The following is a 23,101-nucleotide window of genomic DNA, read 5'->3' as shown; positions in this document are numbered from 1 at the left end:
TAGAGTTTTGGCTGATGTGACTCAATCTATTGTACTCGATCTTAATACCAGAGCAACTATTAGAAATCTTTAATTAGGGGTTAAATTTGGGTTATCTTGGCTAATAAAAACTAAATATTTGATGAGAAACGCCATATGCTCTAGGAGCGGTTTCAAAATCAATTATGAGAAAAAAAGGCTATGAACTAGGCCTAATCGTAGCTATTTTTTAATCTTTCTGGCCACGAATTATGTTGACGAGATGTACAAGCCTTGGTATTCTCCCTCGCCGATACACCATGCATTGTGTATTGCATCCTTGTCTCGATGGTGGCTCCATGTTGAGCCTGTTTTCTGGAGGTTCCATGGTGAAGCGGACACTGCGCTCGGTTATGTTTGGGTTTATCGGGGTCGCGGTGTTACTGGGGTTCGCCCAATCGGCACAGGCCGAAGGCAAGCCAACGTTATATCTACCAACACCACCTGGTCAAACATGGGAAGTTATTCAAGGGTATAACTGCGGAACACACGATAGTTGGGGTCGGCTCTCGTTCGATTTGGTCAATACCGAAGGCGATACCTACGGAGCACCCATCTATGCAGCCGCAGATGGCACTATCTTTTTCTGGACAGGCCGCTCTGGCTCGCTGATTCTCTCACACGGCGATGGCTACTACACGATGTACTCCCATTTGTCATCGTGGATCGAAGCCCCAACTGGCACTTCGGTCAAACGCGGTCAGTATATTGGCAATGCAGGTGCTACCAATCCCTCACCTACCGTTCCCCATTTGCACTTTACCTTATTCCGTGGCGATGGCCCATACGCCTACAATCGCCAACCGGTCGCTTTGGCCTTTGCTGAAGGCTATAACTTCCCGGATAACGGTGGCTGTAATCAACATGCTGGGAGCTTATTAACCGCCAATGGCGAGGCCGATACGATCGCTCCAAGCTTGGAATGGTCTGGCCCAGCTGAACGTACATGGGTCAATAGCGGGCGGCTCGATTGGAACTTGAGCGATAATCAAAGCATCCAAGGCTTTAGCCAAAACTGGGATGCCCCAGCCGCCAGCGACAAGCCCCAATTCGCCGCCGAAACAGGCTACCTTGATCTGATCGCAGGTCAACATATCGCCAATGTTACGGCGTGGGATGCAGCTGGCAATACTGCCAGCTTCCAGCGCGAAATTTGGTTTGATCCAACCGCGCCAAGCCTGCCAACTACCACCGTTACCGAGAGTCTGACGCTCAACGGCAGTCAAAGCAGTTTGGTGATCAATTGGCAAGCTGCCAGCGATGCAGATTCGGGCCTGCGCGGCTACCAACTCTACTTCGGTACCGATCCGCAAGGCACGGGCGAATGGTTTGTCGCCGAACAACAAGTTGATGTTGGCTTGCGCGAACCAGGCCGCTACTACTTCCGCATTCGCAGCGAAGATAACGCCCATAATTTCAGCGAATGGACGACGCTGCAAACCGTACAGATTAACTAAACCAAACGGTTAATCCCAATTCAAGTGGTCTCAATCAGCGATCCCCCAAAAGTGCTATCTGAGTGTCATTGCACAGCCAATGCATGACCTTTATACTCAGGTTACTAGCCTTTGGGAGGATCGCTGATATGTTGTTCTTTGGGATCATCTTGCTGATCGCTGCTGCCATCTGCTTCTTCTTCGCCCGCAGTCAATCCAACAAACTGGCAGATCTGAATGCCACCGACACTTACACCACCACAATGTTGCACGACCTGCATAAAAAGGTTGTTGCAACGCTCGGTGCTGAAGCGCTTGCCGAACCCTGCGAAATTGAAGGACACGTCAGTTGCGATAATCCATTGGTCGCCCCGATTTCTGGCAAAACCTGTATTGCCTATCGCTTTACATTAACCCGCGAATATAGTGAGGTTGTCCACGATACTGATAGCGAAGGTCGTAAACAAACCCGCACCCAAACCGGCAGCGAAACGATCAAAACCGAGGAAGAATGCGCCTATTTCTGGATCAACGATAATCTTGGCAAGGCTTGGGTTGACCCAACAGATGCTGAAATTGATTATGAAGCTGGTCAAAATATTTTGATGCCTTCACCAGATAAAGCCTCGATTCTGCAATTTGGTGATTTTGAATTTGCTGCCCCAGCCGCAAACAAAGGTGCTCGCCGCACCACTGGCTATCGTGCTCAAGAAGAGCTTTTTACCGATGATGGACGAGCATATATTCTTGGCTGCGTGGTTGATGATGAGGGTGAACCAACAATCGCGTACCGCGATAAGAAGCTCAAGCGCATGATTATCAGCCGCGAGACTGAACGCGAGCTTGCCAAAAGTGCCGCCGGATGGTCACGCAACTTATATTATGGCGCTGCTGGCACAGCCGTCGCTGGCATCATCTTCACCATTATGGGCATCGTTTCATAGCGTTACTTTAAGCTGCCATAAACCCGTAAAATGGGATCGATTGCGCTGAGGTGGCTCAAAGCCCATGCCAAACAGACGGCTTGAACTGCCTCAGCCAGCCAACGACTGCCATGCGGCCAGCGCCACGATTGCCCGCGCAACCATTCCAACCAATACGCCCCCAATACCAATAACAACGGTACAATCGGCAAATAAAAGCGATCTTTGTTCCAGGTCAGGGCAATAATCGGAATGTAGCACAAGCTCAGCCATGCCAACAAGCCCAAGCGGGTATCAGCTCGTTTCAGCAATGCCAAACCAAGCCCCAAAAGCATCAATAAACCAAAGGGCCAGATAAAAATGGTGTGCAAGGTGAAGCTGAAAAATTGGCTTAAATTCGCTTGCCAATGACCAAATAAGCCATACGGATCAAAGGCCACAATGTCGTAGAGGCCGGTTTCGCTGGCTGTGGTTGCAATCGCCTCGGGGCTATCAGCAGCCACCACCGGATCAACCCGATTGTAGGCGGCTTGCCAGATATTTTCATATTGTTGCGAAAAGAAGGGTCGCCCAGTATCGCGAATATCGAGCACCCACTGCGGCGCAGAGCCAAGCACAAATCCCGCCACCAGCAATGCAGGCGCAAACAAACGGCTCAAACGCTGCGGCCAACGCGCTGGCGCGGGCAACGCCTGCAACCACAACCAAGGCAACACCAACACCATCATCACAATCGATTGAAAACGGAATAAGTAGGCCACGCCCAAAAGCAAGCCAGCGACCGCAACCCTGCGTTTGCTTAGCTCTGGCTGCCAAATTAAAACCAGCAAGGCTGCCAAATAGGCTGGCAATTGCACGCTATCGCTGCTTGCAACCACTCCAAACGCTAGCAATAATGGGGTTGCCAAGGCCAATCCTAAGGCCAGCAGCGCGCCACGCAAAGCCAAAATTCGATAGGCAATTAATCCTGTTAGCAGCAACGTAATAATGATGCTGATAAAGCCCGCCGTCTGGCCAATCGCTAATTGATCGCCATCCCACAACAGGCCAAGCCATAAAATCAACGGAAAGCCGAGCGGATAAAAGGGATGCGCACGAAAAACTGAGGCAGCTGAGCTACCATGATTGGAGTGCCAGCCAAAATCAGGCCCTTGCACCAGCCACCAACTGCGCGAAAGCAGCATGACGATTGCCGCCATCCCAATTAAACCAAGCACTGGCAGCGCTTGCCGCCAACCTTGCCAAGGCCAACGCAACAACGCCAACGCCGCCAACGGCAAAATCAGCAAACTTGGCGCAAAGCGAATTGGCCACCACACCGCTTGATCATTGGCCAACCACGTCAAGCCGCCGAATAGCAAGCTCGCGCCAACCGCTGCTGCTGCCAACCACAGCCATGCTTTGCGCTGTTGCGGCCTGATCAAGGCGGTCAAACTCACCACCAAGGCCGTAATCCAGGCAAATGGCAAGAGCGAGATACGGCCAGCTGGCGACCAACTAAGATTTTGCAAAACCACGCCTAAGGCTCGTTGATCGCTGCCTGCGAGAATTTGTAGCTCGCTGCTGAGGCTCAGTTGCTGATCGCTCGCCCAACGCAGCCAATTCAACGAGGCATCTGGTTGCCAAAAAATCTGATAATAGCGCGGAGCATTGCTAACTGGTAAATTCAGCACTTCATGGCCAGCAGCGTTGAGTTGCACCAACGTTGTGGTTACTGGCGAAACCAGCGTCAAACCAAGCATATAGCTCGTATGCGTGGCTGGCGAGCCAATGATGCCTTCGCCGTTTGTCCAGCGATAGGCTCCCAACTCTGAACGTTCTTTGGTTTGAAAGCCTTCAACCAGCCATGGCGAATCGGTTTTGCCGCCAATTGCTATCTGGGCTGGGCTGCGCTGTAGCACCCAAACCAAGGTTATTGCTAAACAAAGGGCTAAAATAGCCAGAAAACTGCTGATTTGAATAATTCTACGCTGCACGATTGGCCAATCCTTGTCACCTAAACCAGTTCTAGTCCATCGTAGCATATGCGTAGCAATTCAAGCAATTCAGCTGTTCCGAATCCATTGGCGGCGTAAACGCTGCATAACTTGGGCTTCGTAGCCCAATAATTCATTGGTAATTGAGGACATGGCGGTTGGCTCGGCCTGAATCAAGGCTTGGCGCGGCGCAATCGTGCTCAAAAATTCAATTCGATGGGCGGTTGGTGGATGCGAAGCGTCAAGCAATGAGCCTTCCAAGCGTGCTACTCGCCGCAAGCGCTCACGTTCATGCGCTGGAATCGTCGCCACATGCTCGGCCATGCTCTGCAAAATATGCGGTTTGGCTGGGCTAAGCACGGCTCGCTGAATCGCCAAATGACATGAATCATCCAAATGCAGCCGATCCAAAAGATCAATCGCTGCACTGCTGCCAGCCAATTCGGCGGCTTTATAATCGGCCAAATACTCAGCACGTTGGCGCTCACGCCCAGCCAATAGCACCATCAGCTTCAGCCACCACAGCAGAATCAGACAAAACCCTCGCAGCAAGAGATTGAATGGCGCGAGCAAAAATCCCTTCAAGCCCAATTCAGGTATTACCAAACGCGGCGGATAGATCGTTTCGATCCAAGTTGCTAAAGCATGAATTGCTGAAGAAATTAATAATGATCGATTGCTATCGTTATTAATGCTATGGCCAATTTCATGGGCAATCAAGGCAATCCGTTCTTGATTGCTCATGGCCAGCCATAAGGGCAAACCTAAACCCAAGACGTGAGTGCGCCGCCAACCCAAACGCCCGAAGAACGCATTAAAATCTTCGTCAATCACCACGACTTCAATTGGCTTGGCTCCAAGGCTAGTCGTCATGCGGTTAAGCAGTTCAAAGAGGTTTGGCGCTTCTTTGGGGGTTAAAATCAAGCCATCTTTAGGCAACTTGCCCCAAGTTGGCCGCAAAATCCAGACCATCCCCAATAATACAACGCCAAAAACCACGGCAAACGGATTCGGCCAACCATCGATCAGTAGCAGCAAGCCTAAACCAAGAATCAGCAGAGTAAACCCATGAATGCTACAGGCCATCAGCCCAACAATCACTTTACTGGCCGTCCAGCGGGGCTTTAAATCATTCAGCGAGCGCATTTGATGCAACATTTGCTTGCCCAAACGCTTGCTCACATTGGTATACATTTGCTCGAACATGCCATAGCTTTCGGGCAGTGCATGCGGCTTGATATTCCAGCCACATTCACACCATGGCACATAGGCAGCATTGAGTGCAAGCTGACGCTGGCACTGGGGACAGGTTTGTTGCTGCATAACACTCTCTCATCAATCAAAAATAATCGTTGGGTTAGGGCCAGTCTAGCCTAGCTACAACAAACCAAGATCGTGCTCACGACCGAGATTTAAGCACGTTGATAGTCGGCAACCTGCTGGCGAAACGCAGCGGGAATTGGCACCGAGCGCTGGCTTTTGAAATCAAACCAAATTAATTCGGTCGCGCCTTGGGTCACAATCTCGTTGCCGCGCTTGAGTGTGTAGAGCATGGTAAAGCTTTTGTTGCCAATCCGCGAAACTTCTACGCTGCCTTGTAATTGGTCACCAAAAAAGACTGGTTTGAGGTAGCGCACCGTGGCCTCGCCCAAAATAAATGGCACATCAGCCAAGTTTACAGCACCCAATAATTCAATCGCAAACTGTAACCGCAGCGTTTCAAAATAGGTCAAATAGACAGCATTATTGACATGCCCAAGCCCATCCAAATCGCGAAAACGTACTTCAAGTGGATATTCAAATGCCATCGCTATGCTCCAACCATCCAAATCGGCATAAAATTTGGCCTATTGTAACAAATTTCTCAAAATATTGGGGTTGTTGATAACCTTGTATTTCGCAAATCTTTGTGATATTCTGCACATAGCTGTGGCGAGTCCAAGCGCATGGGGCAATTGAACTGGCGAGCAGCGTCACAAGGGGGTTTTAGCATGAGCGACAATCCATTTCTTGACCGATTCCGTGAGCAAAGCCGGACTGTAGGCAAAGTCAAACCAGCAACACCAACACCAGAAACGCCAAGCGAAGAAGAAAAACCTAAACGTGGCCCATCGCTCACCGCTCAACGCGCTGGCTCAATTGCCGAACAGCGCATCCAAGCGGCCATGCAAGATGGCATGTTCAATAATTTGCCCGGCGAAGGCCAGCCAATCGATTTAAACGACGATATGTACATTCCCACAGAGATGCGCATGGCCTTTCGGGTGATGAAAGGCCATCAAGCAGGCTCGCCATGGGGCGCTGCCCAACACGATTATAATAACCACATGAATCGCTACCAGATTTGGTTGCGCAATAATCGTGAAACATGGGCAACAACCAGCTTCAATGAGCAAGAACGGCTGCGCCAAGAGTTGCATATTTGGGTGCGTGATCTGAATACGATCATTCATCAGCTCAATGCTATGGTGCCAAATGATACGCTACGGGTTGGCCTCGTTGTCTATGAACGTGAGTTGCGGGCCTTAGAAAGCGCCTTGTAAGTTATGTTAAGTGGGAAACAGCGCTATGCTTTATTATCAATTGCTGCTGCATGCATCACGATTGGTTTAAAGTTTGGCGCTTATCTTTTGACCGGATCAATCGGGCTTTTTTCGGACGCTGCTGAATCAGTTGTTAATTTAATTGCCGCCATGATGGCCTTGTGGATGTTGACCATCGCCATGCGCCCGCCAGACCATGATCATGCCTTCGGCCACACCAAAGCTGAATATTTTGCTAGCGGCTTAGAAGGCATGTTGATTATGCTCGCGGCGGGCAGCATTATCTGGACAGCCTGGCCACGGGTGCTCAACCCAACCGAGATCACGCGACTCGACCTTGGTTTGGGGCTATCGATTTTGGCCACCGCGATCAACGGCGGCGTTGCCTGGATTATTATGCGAGCAGGCAAACGCTTGCGCTCAATCACCCTCCAAGCTGATGCACAGCACTTATTTACTGATGTTTGGACAACGATTGGGGTCATCGGCGGTATTTTACTAACCAAAATTACTGGCTGGCTGGTGCTTGATCCACTAATTGCTATCGCCGTAGCCTTACACATCATCTGGATTGGCTTTCGCATTCTGCGCGAATCGGGCTACGGCTTGCTCGATAGCGCCCTGTCTGCAGAAGATCAGGCAGTAATTGAGGATATTCTGTCACGCTATCGCCAACGCGGTTTAGATTTTCATGCGCTGCGCACGCGCGTTGCCGGGCCACGGCGCTTTGTTTCGTTACATGTGCTGGTGCCTGGCTCGTGGAGCGTGCAAAAAGGCCATGATGTGTGTGAAACAATCGAATTGGCGATTGCCGCAGCCCTACCTGATAGCCACGCCATCACCCATCTCGAACCACTCGAAGACCCAGCCGCCTGGGATGACGAAGGCTTGGATCGGGTTAATCATGAGCCGATTAACTGAGCAAAAGGTTTCAGCACCCATTGCGGTAGAACCATGGGTTTAAAGCCCCTCGTCCAGCGCATGGGCGAGGGCTTGGCATGAGGGAATTCTCCACGCTTCGTTCCATTTGCAAAAAAAACGAGTCTGTGGTAGTATATCCCCGTTGTCGCGAGGCAAGCAAAAACGCGGGCTCGTGGTGTAGCGGCCTAACATGCCACTCTGTCACAGTGGAGATCGGGGGTTCGAATCCCCTCGGGCCCGCCAATTTTTATCTGCCAGCGCAACAACAACAACCTGATCGGGGCTCGTGGTGTAGCGGCCTAACATGCCACTCTGTCACAGTGGAGATCGGGGGTTCGAATCCCCTCGGGCCCGCCAGACGATACGGACGTAGAACACTCTACGTCCGTATTTTGTTTTAGCACTGCGAGGATGATGTGCTACGAACAAAAATCCGCTTTGTTATGCTATTTTGGCTTGCTGCTGCCTTGATCGCCAGCGCCGCCTTGATTAACCTGCTTTGGCAGCCATTTTCATGGGCCTTGCTTTTGCAAACAATTGTGCATAGCTGCGTGGCCGGATTAATCGCGGTCTATGCTTTGGCGGTGCAACGAACGCCAAATCACCATCATCGCTATCGCCGCAGCCTGCGTGATTTGCTGAGCCTGCGATTTAGCTGGATGCCATGGCATTTTGCCCGCGCGGCGTATGGCTTGGTTTTGCTTGGCTGCACTGCTGGCATTGGGGTCGTTCTGCTGATTCTATTGGGCTAAAATCTAGGGCTCAATCTTGATTTAAAAGATTGATGGTTGATGATACAATACACCTATGCGACGGATACCACTGATTTACCAGATTTTAATTGGCAATAGTGCAATAGTTTGTTTAGGCGCAATCGCTGGCACGGCGATCACACGCCGCTTAGCAACAACCGAAGGCCTGACCTTGACGGTTGTTTTTTCGTTGATCGGTGTCGTGCTCAGCGTTGCGGTCAATTATGTGGTATTGCGCGTGGCCTTGGGGCCGCTCACCAACCTGCAAATTGCCGCCGAACGCGTAACCGATGGCGATTTGAGTGTGCGCGTGCCGCAAACTAGCGCCGGCGATACCCAAATTGCCCAACTTTCGCAAGCCTTCAATGCAATGCTTGATCAAGTTGAGGACGATACGCGCGCCATCGAGCGTTCACGGGCCTTGACCGAGCGCCTAACCCAGCAAGTGATCAATGCCCAAGAAGAAGAGCGGCGGCGCATCGCCCGTGAATTGCACGATGATACGGCTCAATCGCTGGCAACCTTGGTGATCTATGCAGAAACCGCCGCCCAAAATCCGCAAGCGCAAGCAGTCCGCGAACGGTTGATTGGCTTACGCGATTTGGCTGGCACGACGCTCGAAGGCGTGCGCACGATTATTGCCGATTTACGTCCATCGCAACTTGATGACCTTGGTTTGGCTGCCGCCGTACGCGCGCAAGCAGCCGAACGTCTAGCCCATCGCGGCATTCGGGTTGATGTGCAGGTGCGTGGCGAGGAACGGCGTTTGCCCTCAGCCGTCGAAACTGCGCTCTATCGCATGCTCCAAGAAGCGTTCAGCAATATTGTAAAACATGCCCAAGCCTCGTATGTTGAGGTCGATATTGACCTTACCAATCCCCAAATTGTACGGGCGAGGGTTGAAGATAATGGCGTTGGCTTCGATCCCAATACAATCAATCCCGAACGTGATGGCCGTGGGGTCGGTATGTTCGGCATGTATGAGCGGATTAACCTGCTCGGCGGAACCATGGTGATTGATAGTGCCCCAAGCATTGGCACAGAATTGACAATCACCGTTCCGCTAGAGCCAGTTACCCAAGCCAGCGTCGCCTAAAGGATTGTGCTATGGCAATTGCCGAAATAACAATTTTATTGGCCGATGATCACGCCGTGATGCGTGATGGCGTGCGCATGGTTTTGGAAGCCCAGCCCGATTTTCGGGTTGTAGGCACGGCCAACGATGGAACTGAAGCTGTCGATCTGGCCGATGCGCTGCATCCCGATTTAGCCGTCTTGGATATTGCCATGCCTGGCATGAACGGCCTAGCCGCAGCTCGCGAAATTCGTTCGCGCTCACCAGAAACCAAAGTTATCTTTTTGAGCATGCACGAAGGCGAGGAATATCTCAAGGAAGCGCTACGGGCTGGCGCAACTGGCTATGTGCTCAAACGCGCCGCTGCCACCGAGCTGGTTTCGGCAATTCGCGCAGTGCAACGTGGCGATTCCTACCTCGACCCAGCCTTGATTGCCAAGCTCAACCAGTTGGGCGATAGCGATACCGTGAAGTTTGCCGATTTGACCGAGCGTGAATTAGAGGTGTTGAAATTGGTCGCTGAAGGCTTGACCAACCGCCAAATTGCCGCCCAATTGGTCATTAGCGTCAAAACTGTGCAAAGCCATCGCACGAATATTATGGAAAAACTCGACCTGCACGATCGCACTGATCTGGTTAAATATGCCATTCGCCGTGGCATGATCGAGCCATAGCCAGGCTTTGAGAAGTGAGAGCCGAAGGCCCACGCAGCAATTTGACAGCCTATTATTCTAGTGCTATCGTAGCGCCAACATAACGGCTTTAAGCAATATTTAACCTCTTTATGCATCAGTTAATCAATCCTCAATCTGCGCAGCTGATGCCCAAACCGCTGAATTGCTCCCTGCTGAGCGTTCAAACCACCACGCTGTTATGCCAATATCTCCAACTTTGCTTAAGTTAACCGGAGGTGTGTAGATTTGATTTGGCAGGACACCCCATTAATTTCCCTACCCCTGTTCGCTGTCTAAGGCACATATTTTTGGATTGAAGTTGGTTGTTGCAATTAAGGAGCAACCCTATGTCAAGCAATCCCTTGCCATCACAGCATTCCACCGTCGTTTCACAAGCCACAATTTGGAAGGTCATTCTTGCATCGGCCTTGGGAACCATGATCGAATGGTACGATTTTTATATTTTTGGTAGTTTGGCTGCGGTCATTGCGACCAATTTTTATCAGCAAGGCAACGAAACTGCCGCTTTGCTTGAAACCTTTGCAACCTTTGGGGCTGGCTTTGCGGCTCGACCATTTGGCGCGCTGGTGTTTGGCCGCATCGGCGATATTGTTGGGCGGAAATATGCCTTTTTGGTCACCTTGCTGATTATGGGCGGCGCTACCACCGTCATCGGGCTACTGCCAACCTATGCCTCAATTGGCATTCTAGCCCCAATTATCTTGGTGATTATTCGAATTATTCAAGGTTTGGCGCTTGGCGGCGAATATGGCGGCGCGGCGGTGTACGTCGCTGAGCATGTTCCCGATGATAAACGTGGCTTCTACACCAGTTTTATCCAAATTACGGCCACGCTTGGCTTATTTGTCTCGTTGATCGTGATTTTGATTGTACGCGGCTCAATGAGCAAGGAAGCCTTTGATAGTTGGGGCTGGCGGATTCCCTTCTTGCTTTCAATCGTGCTAGTCGGCGTTTCAGTTTACATTCGCTCCAAAATGAGCGAATCGCCGTTATTTACCAAACTTAAACACGCAGGCAAAACCTCCAAAGCCCCGCTCAAAGATAGCTTTGGCAATCGTCGGAATTGGAAAGTAATTTTGACCGTGCTCTTTGGCGCTGCTGCTGGCCAAGCGGTCATCTGGTATACGGCCCAATTTTATGTTAACTCATGGCTCAAAACTCAAGCCAAAGTTCCAGCCAATACCGTCGATACGATTGTAGCCATCGCGTTGCTGTTGGGCATGCCGTTTTTTGTGGTCATGGGAGCGCTTTCAGATAAATGGGGGCGCAAAACGGTAATGATGGCAGGCAATTTAATCGGGGCAATTGCCATTTATCCCGCATTTATGGCTCTCAAATGGGCAGCTGGGCCAATTACGCCAGCAGTTCTCGATCAGGCTGGAAAGGTTATCACACCTGCGGTAGCCAGCAATCCCAACACGGTCTTGCTCACGTTAATCATTTTCGGCCTAGTATTGTGTGTTTGTATGGTCTATGGCCCGATTGCAGCCTTTTTGGTGGAATCGTTTCCGGCCAAAATTCGCTATACCTCGGTTTCGCTGCCCTATCACGTTGGCAATGGCTATTTTGGCGGTTGGCTGCCATTTATCGCAACCGCCGTGGTCAGCAGCACTGGCAATATCTACGCTGGGCTGTGGTTTCCGATTGGTATCGCTCTGTTGACGTTTGTGGTTGGCATGGTCTTGCTCAAAGAAACGAAGGATAATTCGCTACACGACGAAGCCAGCGATAATCCGATGGCTCCAGAAATGGATGTGATCGCGCAATCGTAGCACTATAAGCTGATTGCCTCACTCAACTCCTAGCCCGCGTTCTCGTGGCAAGGGACTTTAACCTCGCGGTTTTAACACAATGTGTTGGTAGACAATAGTTGGCTCCCCCTCGCCCGCGTTCTCGTGGGAGAGGGGGTTGGGGGGTGAGGGATAAGTCAATTTCCTACTGCGCAACATTAGCATTCAACGGAACCATCACATGGCCTTGGGCAAAACGGCTAATTAATGCGTGGGCTTCTTCCGGCGGCAGCGCTTTGGAATACCACCAGCCTTGGCCAAAATCACAGCCCATTTCAATTAACATTTGGGCAGTTTTGGCATCTTCCACGCCCTCGGCCACCACAGCACAGCCCAACGAACGCGCCACCAAGCTAATCAGTTGGGCGATTGAATGATTGCTGGCCCCGCCTTCGCTATGAATAAAAGCCCGATCAATCTTTAAAACATCGATGGGCGCACCATGTAACAAGCTCAGCGAGGCATAGCCCGTACCAAAATCGTCGATATGCACTTGCACGCCCATTTCATGCAATTCGCGCATCACCTCGACCGCGCGATTGCTTTGCATCATCACGCCTTCGGTTATTTCGGCGCACAAATGCCGCGCAGGCATGCCAGTTTCAGCCAAAATAGTTTGCACTTGTTGAATTAAGTTGGCTTGAAAAAATTGGCGATGGGTAAAATTAACACTCAACTCCAACGGCGGATGAAACTGAAACTCGGTTTGCCAAGCCCAAATTTGCTCGCATGATTCGCGCAACAATTTCCAGCCAATTTGCGCCAAAATGCCAGTTTCTTCTGCAATCGCAAAAAACGAGGCTGGGCCAATTACGCCTTGGGTTGGGTGATTCCAACGCAACAAGGCCTCAAAGCCCGACAATTCGCCAGTCGCTAGCTTGATAATTGGCTGATAGTGCAAACACAATTCGTTGCGCTCAACCGCACGCCGCAATTCAACCTCAATTTGCAAGGTGCGTAAGGCCTCAACATGCATTTCAGCATCAAACACCGCCCGACAACCACGGCCCTGCGATTTCGCCCGATACATTGCGCTATCCACGTCACGCAGCACTTCGTGATAATGCTTGTAATGATCGTCGATCACCACAATGCCAATGCTGGCCGCCGTAAATACTTTATAGCCATCAATATGATATGGCTCAGCAACAACAGTTAATAAACGATCGGTTATGCGTAATACATCATGCAAATCATGAATTCCATCGAGCAAAATCGTAAATTCATCGCCACCTAAGCGAGCTACTAAATCATGTGAGCGAATACAGCGCTCTAAGCGTTGACCAACTTGAATTAATAATTTATCGCCAACAATATGGCCTAAACTATCATTGATAACTTTAAACCGATCAAGATCGATAAATAGTACCGCATGGTGATGTTGCAGATGATAATGATCAAGAATATATTGCAAGCGATTGATAAACACATTTCGATTCGATAAGCCAGTTAAGGCATCGTGCATTGCTTGATGGCGAATATGTTCTTCAGCAGCATCAAGATCGCGCATATCACGCAATACCAACACGATTCCAGCAATTGTATCATCTTCTTCGCGAATTTGCGAAATACTTGGGGCAACCATCAATTGTTCTTGATCGTGTACTAGCATTTGGCGTGGTAATAGAAGATGGTGATTTGGTTGCTGAATTAAGTATTCTAGATCAAATTGATAGGTCATTTGGCTTTCGCGATCGAGCATTTTTACCACATCGCCAATAAATTGCCCAACCAACGTATCATTCGGCATAGCCAACAACGTGCTCGCAGTTGGGTTAGCAAATTTGATCAAGCCAGCAATATCGGTCGTAATAATTGCATCATCAACACTATTCAAGGTGCTTGAATACAGGCGCTCCATGCGGCGCAAGCGTTGATCAACCCGATGGCGATATAAGCCCATCTCAATCGCGCTCAGCAAATCGCGATCTTCAAACGGCTTGACCAAGTAGGCATATGGCTCGGTCGCTTTGGCGCGGCCCAAGGTTTCCGAATCGGAATAGGCGGTCAGATAAATAATCGGCAGGCCATAGACTTTTTGCAACTGCTCGGCGGTGCTGATGCCATCAAGTTCGCCCTGCAAATGAATATCCATCACCACCAAATCAGGGCATTGTTGGGCAATAAAATCCAGTGCATCTTCGCCGCGGCTAAAACTGCCAAGCACCTTGTAGCCAGCCGCCGTGAGCGCTTGCTGCATATCCAAGGCCACAATCACTTCATCTTCAACTATCACAATACTTGCTTTACTCATTGCGCAAAATCCTTTATTTATGTGGAATTGTTAACTTAAAGACTGTGCCAGACGTTGAAAGTTGCTGGATTGTGGCACCCAACTGCCGAATCAGTGCATACACCAATTCAAGGCCCATGGAGTTCGAGGTTTCACGATCGACTGGTAGCCCAATCCCATCATCACCAATTTCAAGCTCAACATGTTGCTGATTACTCGTGCCTTTGAGCCAAATCGTGCCGCCTTCTCGCGCAATAAAAGCATGTTTAAAACTATTCGTCAATAGTTCATTGATAATTAATCCTATTTGAACCGTTGTATCAGTATTGAGCGTAATTGGTTCAAGTATAACCTGAACCGAAATTGTGGGCCGATTGGTATGCGAACGGCGAAAAAATTGTACTAAGTGTTTAATATATTCAGCCAAATCGATCGAACGCAAATCTGATGAACGATAGAGCTGTTCATGAACTAAAGCCATGGCCTGAATGCGGCTTTGGCTTTCCAAAAAGCGATCACGAGTAGTCGCATCGTTAATCTGGCGAGCTTGTAAATTAAGCAAACTGGAAACAATTTGCAAATTATTTTTTACGCGATGATGAATTTCTTGCAGCAACACCATTTTTTCTTGTAACGATGCTTGCAGTTGTTCACGCTGCAAATAAAGCTCGGTTACATCTTGCAAAGCAGATAAAACTGAAGTTGCATAGCCAGTTTCATCGCTTTCAAATACGGTATCATAGCTCACAATCCAATGCCATTGACCATCACGATGCTTAATCCGAAACCGATTTTGAATAATCGTCCCAGGTTTTGAGTTATATAAACTTGGCAGATAGGCATCAATTTCAATCAAATCATCAGGATGAATTAAACTGCGTAAATCCATTTCTTCCATGCCAACCATTTCGTCTACTGCATAACCAAGCATCGAATTCAATGAACGATTGATGTAGGTAACTTGATTAATGCGGACATCATACATATAAACAATACATGGAATTGAATTATTAATTTGCTCAACCAAACGTTTGCTTTCTTCCAACGATTGTTGTAGGTTACGGCTTTCAGTAATATCTTCGAGCACAAAACAAAACCGCTGGTCAATTGGCGAGGTTGTGACAACGGGACTTAAGGTTGCTTTGTACATAATTGTTTGATCAAACGGATCAATATAATCAAAGTGTTCTGGTTGGCCTTTGGTGCGGCTGCGCTGAAAAAATTGAATCCAGCGATCAATATCAATCCGTGGAATCCCCAGCTCGCTCATGGTCACTTCACAATAATTAGCTGCCAAGCGCCATTGCTTAATCGTCATCGTATTTGCTGCTAGCAACACTAAATCAGCTTCAGGCGTAATTTCTACAACACCCATCATAACTGGTGTGCTCTCATAAAAACTGCGTAATAGCGCTTGACTTTCGACTAAGGCTTTTTCAGTATTGCGACGGCGATCTAGTTCACGATTTAGCTGCACGTTGGTCGTTGATAAGGCATTAGTGCGTTCTTCAACCTGTTCTTCTAAACGACGCACCATCAACATTAATGCTTGCTCTTGTTCATGCAATTCGGTATATAAACGGGTTTGCTCAAGGGCTTCAACAAAACGAGTACCAATATCACGTGCAATATCAAGATCTTCTTGCATAAATGGCAAATTAATGTGGGTACGCAATAAGGTTAATATACCAACAGGATGATCATTCCAATATAAGCCTACAATCAAAACACTATTCAGTTGATACTCACCAAGTAGCGGTTGAAACTCACTGGCTTGCAAAAGCGCTTGATGTTCGTAAATATTTAATGCTAAAGCTTGGTTGGAAATTAATACCTGATTGCGTAATGAATCAGCAGCTAATTGATCAGCCCACTCCGCCGACATTCGATACAGCTGGGTTCGATACTCCGCTTGTTGATGATAAAACATCTCTTGCTGAATCTGGCTTGTTTCACGGATACTCAAAATTTGCAGCATACAGCCATCGCTAAAATGCTCGCATAAATGCTTGCTTAATGCCAAAAGCATGCGATCCAAATTCAAGCCAGTGTGAGCCAAAATATGCGATGATTCGCTCATCATATGCATACGTTGGTAGGCTTGCACCTCGTATTCGCGGGCATAGCGCGCATCGAGGTGCAAACTGAGGTTAGCAATTGCTTGGGCGAGCATGATATAAAGTGGATGCTGGCTGGGTGGGCTAGCCTCAGCAACTTCTAGCAGCACAATGCCCCATAAACGGCCATACGCTTGCAGTGGAATCAACCAAATCGGCGCATCGCTCGGCGGCAAAAGCAAACCAGCCTCAGCAGGATTTGCCAAGCGTTGCGGCATTTGCAAGGCTTGGGCTGGATTGAAATAATGGGTTTCGAGCCAAGCCAAACGAATTGATTGTGGTACTACTTGGTATAGTTCGTGCTGCCCAATTACGAAGCTCTGAAGCAACGTTTTAGGATCAGTTGGCAGGAACAGGAGCCATGAGGTGAGGTTGCTAAGCCAAGGTTTGAAATAGGGCACAAGGCTTTCGCAAGCGAGGCTTTCATTGGCAATCCAGCTCACAAACTGGTTTAATGCGCTATTCCAGGCCGTCGCTTGCTGCTCAAGCGGCATCGTTGGTGATGGATCAGCATCAGATTGTTGAAGAAAACCCATACCCGCACCGCCTTTCATGATCAGCCAATTGGGCAAGGCAGATCATAACAAGGCTTCACAGGTTCGTCAGGATGACTAGTGTCTCATTTGCGGGGTAGACATCTGGTCTAGCAAAATTCACCATGGCCTACCCCTCGCCCCGTACAAATGGGATCAAGACGGCATTGACTTCGTTGGGAGCTTCTTGCTGCACCCAATGGCTGACATCAGTTAAATAGCGAATTCGCAGGTCGGTGGCGTAGCGCTCGGTGCCGTAGGTTAATTCTTGGCCAAGCGCTCCATCGGCAGTGCCCCAAATCAACAAGGTTGGCGCATGCACCGCATGGGTGCTTAATTGGTTTAAATGTTTCAATCCCTGCCGAACATACGCCCGATACCAATTAATCATCGCAGTTAATGCTCCAGGCTGGCTCCAAGCCTGCTTATAGGCGTGAATATCGTCGGCGCTAAATACACCAGGCCGTTGCACTGCACTCGTCAATGCTTTCGTCAAGAACTCAAAATTGTTGCGTTTGGCAAACCACTCTGGCAACCCAGGGATTTGAAACATAAAGATATACCACGAACGCAGCATCTGGCGTGGATTCGTCCAAAGATTCTTGATCATCAACTTGGGATGCGGCAGATTCATCACCACCAAGCGCTCAACATAGCCGTGATAGCGCATGGCAAACGTCCACGCCACCGCCCCGCCCCAATCGTGGCCAACAATCGTCGCTCGTTCAAAACCCAAATGCTCGATCAGCGCACGCACATCATCAATTAAAAGATCAATCGTGTAATGCTGCCATAACGCTGGTTTATCCGAGAGATTGTAGCCCCGTTGATCGAGCGCAACCACCGTATGAGTTTCAGCCAAGGCTGGAATTTGGTGCCGCCACGAATACCAAAACTCAGGAAAGCCGTGTAAGAGCACAACCAATGGCCCACTACCAGCCCGCACATAATGCAAATTGAGGCCATTAATCAAGGCTGTCGCATGTTCAAGCTCGCTCATGCTTAATCCTCTTTTTGCAGCAAAGCTTCACGGGCATTCGCAGCTTTGGCGGCCAGCACCCGAAAAGCATATTCGGCTTCTTGATCGTTATGTAAATTCGCAGGTTTCATCAATAGGCCAGCCATCTGTTGCAAATGAGCCAGTTCGGCAGGGTTTTTGGCTGCAATCGCTTCGGCAATGGCCTCGCGGATATGTTGTTGAATTGATTCAATTGTTAACATTTTGCTGCTCCTTAGGCTTGACTGGATTGGGCTAAGTGGGTAAAGCGCTGGGCATTGGCGGAATCGCCATTTTGGCTTGCCAGTTCGGCCAAAAATTCGCACAAACGCTGCATCTGACGCAACTCAATTTGGCCGCCATCAAGCGTTTTACGGGCAATTAGGGCTTCTGCATAATCATAAATTTGATCAATTGATAGAGCCATTATCAACCTCCATAACCAATCAACTGTTAATAGTGCAACGCTGCCATCGTTGGAACTTCTGTGTTAGACTTGCAACAGTTGCCCACAGCATAGCGTAGCATACAACAGGGAAGGGTGCTGAGCCTAAGGAACCATCGATATGAGTATAGAAAACGAGCGAACGTTGTGTCCAATCTGTGGCACCGATAATCGCAATGATGCCAAATTCTGCCAACAATGTGGCAATAATATAGTTCTCAACAATCGCTACCGCATCACCCGTGCCATCAAAGAAGGCGGAATGGGAGCGGTGTATGCAGCAACCGATCAGAGTGGCAAACGCTATGCGCTCAAATCGTTGATCGATCGTTTCAACGATAAAGCCGAACGCGATGAGGCGATTGAACGCTTTAAAGAAGAAGCCTCAATTCTGCGCGAATTAAAACACCCGCAAATTCCGCATGTTTATGGCGATTTTTTACATGGCGGGCGCTATTACCTTGCCATGGATTTTGTCGAAGGCGACGATTTAGAAGATTTGCAGCGCCAACAACCCAATGAGCAATTCGATGAGCCAACTGTTTTGCGCTGGGCCGAGCAAATTGCCAATGTGCTCGATTATTTGCACGAACGACGCTTGATTTACCGTGATGTTAAGCCCTCGAATATCATGATCGAGCGCAAAACTGGCAATGTTAAAGTTGTCGATTTTGGCATCGCCAAACTATTTCAGCCCAACGAACGTGGCACGTTAATTGGCACGCCTGGCTATTCGCCACCTGAGCAATATCAAGGCCAAGCCACGCCCCAATCGGATATTTACGCCTTGGGCGCAACCTTGCATCATCTTTTAACTGGCCGCGACCCGCGTGATGAAGCGCCTTTTTCCTTTCCACCAGTGCGCGATTTAGCGCCCAAAGTTTCGGTTGCCACCGCCCAAGCCATCAGCGTGGCCTTGGAGATGGAAATTAGCAAGCGCTGGAAGAGCGCCGCAGCCTTTCGTGCAGCCTTGCCCTTGGAATCGTTGCATAAACCCAAGCCCAAGCCCAAACCACAGCCAACCGTCATTCTTGAGCAAAAACCACAAAAACCAGCCATGGCCGCCAGCGTTGGCTCAATTCCGCAGCCGCAAAAAGCAGCGCCAACCAGCAGCACCAAGCCAAAACCAAAACCAAAAAGCCAACCCTTGCCCAGCAAGCCAACGACCAAGCCAAATGCCAAACCGCAAAAGCGCTTCCGCCCATGGATTCCGCTCTTAACGCTGATGGTGGTAGGAGCCTTGTTGGCACTGGGTATTCCAGGCATGGATCAAAAGATTCTTAATTTCTTCAACACCAGTCCAACTGCGAGCGTCACGCCAATTCCGCAAGCAGCCAGCAATCGCTGGATTGAGCGCAATATTGTGGTCAGCGTGGCTGAAGGCACACCAGATGCGGAGATTGCCAACCAACTCAAGCAGCAATATCGCCAAGCAATAGTTGCCGAATTTAGCAATACTGCTAAAATCAACGAGGCATCGCTGACCTTCGTGGGCGGAAATCCACGCAATATCGGCACCGATGCTAGTGGCATCCGCTATGAAGTGACGATTAGAGCCTCGGTTGCCATTCCTAGGCCATAAGCCGCGATAGGAATTACAAACACTATGCTAAAGCCACTCTACATCTCGCCGCTCGGCAAGGGCGGCGTTGATATTGGCATTCAAAATATCACCCGTGCAATGCAACGGGCTGGCCATCAGCCAAGCTTACGCCGTTTATCGCACCTGTTTAATTTCGCTCCCATGGCGGCAAAATTAGCCCTAGGCCGCAATTGGTGGCAAGGCCATGATTTGGTTCAGGGTCGTTCGCGCTGTGCTTGGGCCTTGCGCGCACCTGGTTTGCCCCTCGTTACCACCGTGCATCACATTGTGACAGACCCTTTGCTGCAACCCTACAGCTCGCCGCAACAACGCTTGTTCTATCGCTTGGTCGAAAAAACCTACGATGGCTTGTCGGTGCGCTTGGCCGATGAGGTGATTTGCGTCAGCCGCTACACCCAAGAGCAAACCCGCCGTACCTATGGCGATCGCCCAACAACCGTGATTTACGATGGAATTGACACCGAAGCTTTTACGCCAGCACCCGATTTTGAACGCACCAACGATCTGCCTGAGCATCCAGCGCCAATTCGTTTGCTGTTTGTGGGCAATCGCACGCGGCGCAAAGGCTTTGATTTATTGCCAAAAATTATGGATCAGCTTGGGCCGCAGTATGTGCTGTATTACACCGAATCGTTTCAAGGCGTACAAGCAGCGCCGCCGCATCCGCAGATGGTGCGCATCGGCACGCCCGACCGCGATGGCTTAATTGCTGCCTATCGTTCGTGCGATATGTTGCTGTTTCCAGCGCGGGTTGAAGGCTTTGGCATTGTCGCCGCCGAAGCAGGAGCCTGTGGCAGGCCCGTCATCACCACGAATGCTTCGGCCTTGCCCGAAGTCGTCAACCATGGCGAAACTGGCTTGCTCTGCGAATTGGATAATGTGAACGCCTTTGTCAAAGCAATTCAGGAGCTTGGCGAAGATCCAGCCCGCCGCTTGCAGATGGGCCAAGCAGCACACGAACGAGTAGCCAGCAATTTTGGTTACACTGTGCTGGCCCGTGAGCTAGAGGCCGTCTATCGCCGCGCCTTATTTGGCGCAACCAATAGTTGATCGGTGACAAACGGAGAATGAGCAACAAAAAAGCAGTAGTTTTGCGCTACTGCTTTCAATCAATTTAATGTTGCGCAGCTTTTTTGCTTGGCGCAAACCACGCTCGCGTTATATCACGTGATAAATACCACATAATTAGCATTGTGAGTAAAGCTGCAATAATCGTCCATAAGGTTATTTGCTCGGCAAAAAACCGCATATAGATACCATAGCAAACCAAAATAATTGCTTCAACAATCACTGCCCATTTACGTGCTTGCTCGCGCAAATTAAACAAACCTTGCGCAATTTTGAAATGAAAAAATGTAGCAACTCCAAAAAACGACATCATAAAGACCGTTGTTATCAAATATTTAGACTCCATATCCAACAGCCGCAAGCCATAAATAAATAGCATAATTCCTGCTAAAGCTCCACGGCCTGCAAACATAAAGCCAATCAATACTAATCCTAGCGGCTTCTTTCCATAGCGTATTTGTTGAATCTGTTGCATGGTTGCGATTCCTTCTTATTTTGGTCAATAGTCGCTGATTAAGGCTCAGGTTCAAATACATATATTGTTTCTGGCTGTTGCAGATAATAAATAATTGCATAACTAAGGGCAATCACCACCGCTTCGACCCAAAAATACCAATTGAATCGCGCAATACTCAATCCAGCCAAGCCAATGACTGTCCAATCCCACCAAATAGTCGCAGTTCGGGCAAACGGATATTTTTTGAGTAAGCCAATGCCAAGCAACGTATGGATACAAGTGGCAACCGCAATAGCCCCGATAAATACCAACGCTAACCAATGGCGGTTTTGAATCCAATGTTGCAGCAAATCAAAGCCTGTACTGCCAGCACTAAGTGGATCAATCACCCCTGAGCCTTGTTGTAAAGCCCAAAATAAGGCGTAGCAACCAAAAAGCGCAGTCGTAAATTGATAGCCAGCAATCAGTTTTACTGGCAATGGAGTTGGCTTTAATGATGGTATAAATAACCATTGCATATTGATCTCACTCGCTAATTGGTGCTCGATTAAGCTTCGTAGAAATAATCTAAGGTTTCTGTGCGACGTAAGTACCAAACAACCGCAACGCTGATTCCAACCGAAATCAAATCCGTTGCTTCGAAATTCCCCGTTAGTAGGTTGAATGCTGAAATTGCCAACGCCAGAAATTCAAGGAAAACGCCATATTTGCGCGCTTGCTCTTGTTGCTTAAAAATGCCCCAGGTAACCCGCGCATACAACGCAGTAATGCCTGCACACGCCACCAACAACAGTAATGGAATAAAGAAGGTATCACTGCGCCAAGCTTGTAGCTCCAAACCCATGAGGACAGTCACGGCAGCCATCATCAGCGTACCTAAGCCGTAGCGAATACCAACTAATTTCAGGCCAATTGGGGCGGGTAATTTGGTCTGAGTTGAGGGAACGTTATACATACTCTCTCCAGTCGGTCAAAATCTTCGTAGCTAGATACGGAGAAGCTGGTTAATGGTTGCAAAGTGCTATAATCTCATGGCGGGTCAGATACCAAAGGCTTACAATCGCCAGCCCACAATCTACGAGACCTAAAATTGTCCAGCCTACGAAAAAGCTCAGCCCATAAGCAACAATGCGCAGCGACTCAAACAAAACGGCGGTGCGCCGCGCTTCGGCTTTTTGCTGAATTAAGCGCTTGCCAACCCACACAAAGAGCCATGCTATCGCTCCAAACACCAGCCAGATAAATAATTGCGTGCCAAAATCCGCGCTGGAAAACTCAGTAATGGTTGTATAGCCAAGCATCGCAGCAGTTAAATAGGAGCGCCAGCCAATTAATCGTAGGGCCAACGGCACTGAATTTGCGGTTAAATGGTCGATTTGCATCATAATCCTCACACTCTTTTACTACCACACGATACGCCACCAATGAGTTTTGGTTGCTCAAGCTTTGTTCAGCAGATCGTTGCTGCACATTTTGGGCCTACCATTAAACGAGGTATGCGCAATAATAAACCGTACTA

22 protein-coding genes and 2 tRNA genes are annotated in these 23,101 nt (G+C 49.2%); 12 read left to right on the top strand and 12 right to left on the bottom strand.

The features are described 5' to 3' along the window. Positions 1-344 precede the first annotated feature (344 nt). Entirely contained in the window at positions 345-1,475 is a 1,131-nt protein-coding gene (locus C5S61_RS05080) for a peptidoglycan DD-metalloendopeptidase family protein (RefSeq protein WP_164689240.1), read from the top strand. Positions 1,476-1,603: 128 nt separating this feature from the next. Then, positions 1,604-2,398, top strand: coding sequence for an E3 ubiquitin ligase family protein (locus C5S61_RS05075; RefSeq protein ID WP_164689239.1), 795 nt, complete (start codon positions 1,604-1,606; stop codon positions 2,396-2,398). A 2-nt stretch (positions 2,399-2,400) separates the two neighbouring features. Here C5S61_RS05075 and C5S61_RS05070 read toward each other — a convergent pair whose 3' ends face one another. The 3 genes from C5S61_RS05070 to C5S61_RS05060 form a co-directional block, all read right to left on the bottom strand. Continuing rightward, the gene (locus C5S61_RS05070; RefSeq protein WP_110514000.1) at positions 2,401-4,353 is read right to left on the bottom strand and encodes a hypothetical protein; all 1,953 of its coding nucleotides are present in this window, start codon (positions 4,351-4,353) and stop codon (positions 2,401-2,403) included. Between the two features lie 69 nt (positions 4,354-4,422). Then, entirely contained in the window at positions 4,423-5,676 is a 1,254-nt protein-coding gene (locus tag C5S61_RS05065; protein ID WP_110513999.1) for a M48 family metallopeptidase, read from the bottom strand. Between the two features lie 89 nt (positions 5,677-5,765). Then, positions 5,766-6,161: an acyl-CoA thioesterase gene (locus tag C5S61_RS05060; RefSeq protein ID WP_110513998.1), complete on the bottom strand. Its 396-nt coding sequence runs from the start codon at positions 6,159-6,161 to the stop codon at positions 5,766-5,768. Positions 6,162-6,344: 183 nt separating this feature from the next. On the opposite strand from C5S61_RS05060, the gene C5S61_RS05055 reads away from it, so the two are divergent. From C5S61_RS05055 to C5S61_RS05020, 8 genes are all read left to right on the top strand, one after another. Then, the gene (locus C5S61_RS05055) at positions 6,345-6,896 is read left to right on the top strand and encodes a DnaJ family domain-containing protein (protein ID WP_164689238.1); all 552 of its coding nucleotides are present in this window, start codon (positions 6,345-6,347) and stop codon (positions 6,894-6,896) included. 3 nt (positions 6,897-6,899) lie between these two features. Next, the gene (locus C5S61_RS05050; protein ID WP_110513996.1) at positions 6,900-7,817 is read left to right on the top strand and encodes a cation diffusion facilitator family transporter; all 918 of its coding nucleotides are present in this window, start codon (positions 6,900-6,902) and stop codon (positions 7,815-7,817) included. Between the two features lie 166 nt (positions 7,818-7,983). Further along, positions 7,984-8,060, top strand: a tRNA-Asp gene (locus C5S61_RS05045). A 37-nt stretch (positions 8,061-8,097) separates the two neighbouring features. Further along, positions 8,098-8,174 (top strand) — tRNA-Asp (locus C5S61_RS05040). Positions 8,175-8,233: 59 nt separating this feature from the next. Continuing rightward, complete coding sequence (locus tag C5S61_RS05035) at positions 8,234-8,569, top strand: hypothetical protein (protein ID WP_124033384.1); 336 nt, start codon at positions 8,234-8,236, stop codon at positions 8,567-8,569. A 55-nt stretch (positions 8,570-8,624) separates the two neighbouring features. Continuing rightward, positions 8,625-9,665 (top strand): sensor histidine kinase, encoded by a 1,041-nt coding sequence (locus C5S61_RS05030; RefSeq protein ID WP_110513994.1) that lies wholly within the window; start codon positions 8,625-8,627, stop codon positions 9,663-9,665. 11 nt (positions 9,666-9,676) lie between these two features. Continuing rightward, on the top strand, positions 9,677-10,318 hold the full coding sequence (locus tag C5S61_RS05025; RefSeq protein ID WP_054534299.1) for a response regulator: 642 nt from the start codon (positions 9,677-9,679) through the stop codon (positions 10,316-10,318). A gap of 347 nt (positions 10,319-10,665) precedes the next feature. Next, entirely contained in the window at positions 10,666-12,111 is a 1,446-nt protein-coding gene (locus C5S61_RS05020) for an MFS transporter (RefSeq protein ID WP_110513993.1), read from the top strand. A 163-nt stretch (positions 12,112-12,274) separates the two neighbouring features. On the opposite strand, the gene C5S61_RS05015 is transcribed toward C5S61_RS05020, so the two are convergent. The 5 genes from C5S61_RS05015 to C5S61_RS04995 all read right to left on the bottom strand — a co-directional run bounded on the left by C5S61_RS05015 (position 12,275) and on the right by C5S61_RS04995 (position 18,436). After that, positions 12,275-14,383 carry a putative bifunctional diguanylate cyclase/phosphodiesterase gene (locus tag C5S61_RS05015; protein ID WP_110513992.1) on the bottom strand — a complete coding sequence of 703 codons (2,109 nt, stop codon included), beginning with the start codon at positions 14,381-14,383 and terminating at the stop codon, positions 12,275-12,277. 13 nt (positions 14,384-14,396) lie between these two features. After that, the gene (locus C5S61_RS05010) at positions 14,397-17,015 is read right to left on the bottom strand and encodes a histidine kinase dimerization/phosphoacceptor domain -containing protein (protein ID WP_164689237.1); all 2,619 of its coding nucleotides are present in this window, start codon (positions 17,013-17,015) and stop codon (positions 14,397-14,399) included. A gap of 127 nt (positions 17,016-17,142) precedes the next feature. Next, complete coding sequence (locus C5S61_RS05005; protein WP_110513990.1) at positions 17,143-18,012, bottom strand: alpha/beta fold hydrolase; 870 nt, start codon at positions 18,010-18,012, stop codon at positions 17,143-17,145. A gap of 2 nt (positions 18,013-18,014) precedes the next feature. Continuing rightward, the gene (locus C5S61_RS05000; RefSeq protein ID WP_110513989.1) at positions 18,015-18,233 is read right to left on the bottom strand and encodes a hypothetical protein; all 219 of its coding nucleotides are present in this window, start codon (positions 18,231-18,233) and stop codon (positions 18,015-18,017) included. Positions 18,234-18,244: 11 nt separating this feature from the next. Beyond that, positions 18,245-18,436: a hypothetical protein gene (locus C5S61_RS04995; protein ID WP_110513988.1), complete on the bottom strand. Its 192-nt coding sequence runs from the start codon at positions 18,434-18,436 to the stop codon at positions 18,245-18,247. Positions 18,437-18,575: 139 nt separating this feature from the next. Here C5S61_RS04995 and C5S61_RS04990 point away from each other — a divergent pair, with 139 nt between their 5' ends. Together C5S61_RS04990 and C5S61_RS04985 are read left to right on the top strand one after the other, a co-directional pair. Next, positions 18,576-20,036 carry a serine/threonine protein kinase gene (locus C5S61_RS04990; RefSeq protein WP_110513987.1) on the top strand — a complete coding sequence of 487 codons (1,461 nt, stop codon included), beginning with the start codon at positions 18,576-18,578 and terminating at the stop codon, positions 20,034-20,036. A 24-nt stretch (positions 20,037-20,060) separates the two neighbouring features. Further along, entirely contained in the window at positions 20,061-21,107 is a 1,047-nt protein-coding gene (locus C5S61_RS04985) for a glycosyltransferase family 4 protein (protein ID WP_110513986.1), read from the top strand. A 64-nt stretch (positions 21,108-21,171) separates the two neighbouring features. On the opposite strand, the gene C5S61_RS04980 is transcribed toward C5S61_RS04985, so the two are convergent. From C5S61_RS04980 to C5S61_RS04965, 4 genes are read right to left on the bottom strand one after another with little or no spacing between them, the layout of a single operon-like run. Beyond that, positions 21,172-21,600 (bottom strand): hypothetical protein, encoded by a 429-nt coding sequence (locus C5S61_RS04980; RefSeq protein ID WP_110513985.1) that lies wholly within the window; start codon positions 21,598-21,600, stop codon positions 21,172-21,174. A gap of 38 nt (positions 21,601-21,638) precedes the next feature. Next, complete coding sequence (locus C5S61_RS04975) at positions 21,639-22,100, bottom strand: hypothetical protein (protein WP_110513984.1); 462 nt, start codon at positions 22,098-22,100, stop codon at positions 21,639-21,641. 29 nt (positions 22,101-22,129) lie between these two features. Then, complete coding sequence (locus tag C5S61_RS04970; RefSeq protein ID WP_110513983.1) at positions 22,130-22,537, bottom strand: hypothetical protein; 408 nt, start codon at positions 22,535-22,537, stop codon at positions 22,130-22,132. Between the two features lie 49 nt (positions 22,538-22,586). After that, on the bottom strand, positions 22,587-22,967 hold the full coding sequence (locus C5S61_RS04965) for a hypothetical protein (RefSeq protein WP_124033383.1): 381 nt from the start codon (positions 22,965-22,967) through the stop codon (positions 22,587-22,589). Positions 22,968-23,101 lie beyond the last annotated feature (134 nt).

Source organism: Herpetosiphon llansteffanensis (assembly GCF_003205875.1).
Classification (GTDB): Bacteria; Chloroflexota; Chloroflexia; order Chloroflexales; family Herpetosiphonaceae; genus Herpetosiphon; species Herpetosiphon llansteffanensis.
This window is presented reverse-complemented; position numbering and strand designations above follow the sequence as displayed.

Coding starts and splice junctions, on each gene's coding strand:
- C5S61_RS05050 (WP_110513996.1), top strand. CDS start 6,900: ATGTTAAGTGGGAAACAGCGCTATGCTTTATTATCAATTGCTGCTGCA.
- C5S61_RS05020 (WP_110513993.1), top strand. CDS start 10,666: ATGTCAAGCAATCCCTTGCCATCACAGCATTCCACCGTCGTTTCACAA.
- C5S61_RS05055 (WP_164689238.1), top strand. CDS start 6,345: ATGAGCGACAATCCATTTCTTGACCGATTCCGTGAGCAAAGCCGGACT.
- C5S61_RS05075 (WP_164689239.1), top strand. CDS start 1,604: ATGTTGTTCTTTGGGATCATCTTGCTGATCGCTGCTGCCATCTGCTTC.
- C5S61_RS05005 (WP_110513990.1), bottom strand. CDS start 18,012: ATGAGCGAGCTTGAACATGCGACAGCCTTGATTAATGGCCTCAATTTG.
- C5S61_RS05010 (WP_164689237.1), bottom strand. CDS start 17,015: ATGGGTTTTCTTCAACAATCTGATGCTGATCCATCACCAACGATGCCG.
- C5S61_RS04965 (WP_124033383.1), bottom strand. CDS start 22,967: ATGATGCAAATCGACCATTTAACCGCAAATTCAGTGCCGTTGGCCCTA.
- C5S61_RS05060 (WP_110513998.1), bottom strand. CDS start 6,161: ATGGCATTTGAATATCCACTTGAAGTACGTTTTCGCGATTTGGATGGG.
- C5S61_RS04975 (WP_110513984.1), bottom strand. CDS start 22,100: ATGCAATGGTTATTTATACCATCATTAAAGCCAACTCCATTGCCAGTA.
- C5S61_RS05065 (WP_110513999.1), bottom strand. CDS start 5,676: ATGCAGCAACAAACCTGTCCCCAGTGCCAGCGTCAGCTTGCACTCAAT.
- C5S61_RS05080 (WP_164689240.1), top strand. CDS start 345: ATGGTGAAGCGGACACTGCGCTCGGTTATGTTTGGGTTTATCGGGGTC.
- C5S61_RS04970 (WP_110513983.1), bottom strand. CDS start 22,537: ATGTATAACGTTCCCTCAACTCAGACCAAATTACCCGCCCCAATTGGC.
- C5S61_RS05030 (WP_110513994.1), top strand. CDS start 8,625: ATGCGACGGATACCACTGATTTACCAGATTTTAATTGGCAATAGTGCA.
- C5S61_RS04985 (WP_110513986.1), top strand. CDS start 20,061: ATGCTAAAGCCACTCTACATCTCGCCGCTCGGCAAGGGCGGCGTTGAT.
- C5S61_RS05015 (WP_110513992.1), bottom strand. CDS start 14,383: ATGAGTAAAGCAAGTATTGTGATAGTTGAAGATGAAGTGATTGTGGCC.
- C5S61_RS04980 (WP_110513985.1), bottom strand. CDS start 21,600: ATGCAACAGATTCAACAAATACGCTATGGAAAGAAGCCGCTAGGATTA.
- C5S61_RS04995 (WP_110513988.1), bottom strand. CDS start 18,436: ATGGCTCTATCAATTGATCAAATTTATGATTATGCAGAAGCCCTAATT.
- C5S61_RS04990 (WP_110513987.1), top strand. CDS start 18,576: ATGAGTATAGAAAACGAGCGAACGTTGTGTCCAATCTGTGGCACCGAT.
- C5S61_RS05025 (WP_054534299.1), top strand. CDS start 9,677: ATGGCAATTGCCGAAATAACAATTTTATTGGCCGATGATCACGCCGTG.
- C5S61_RS05000 (WP_110513989.1), bottom strand. CDS start 18,233: ATGTTAACAATTGAATCAATTCAACAACATATCCGCGAGGCCATTGCC.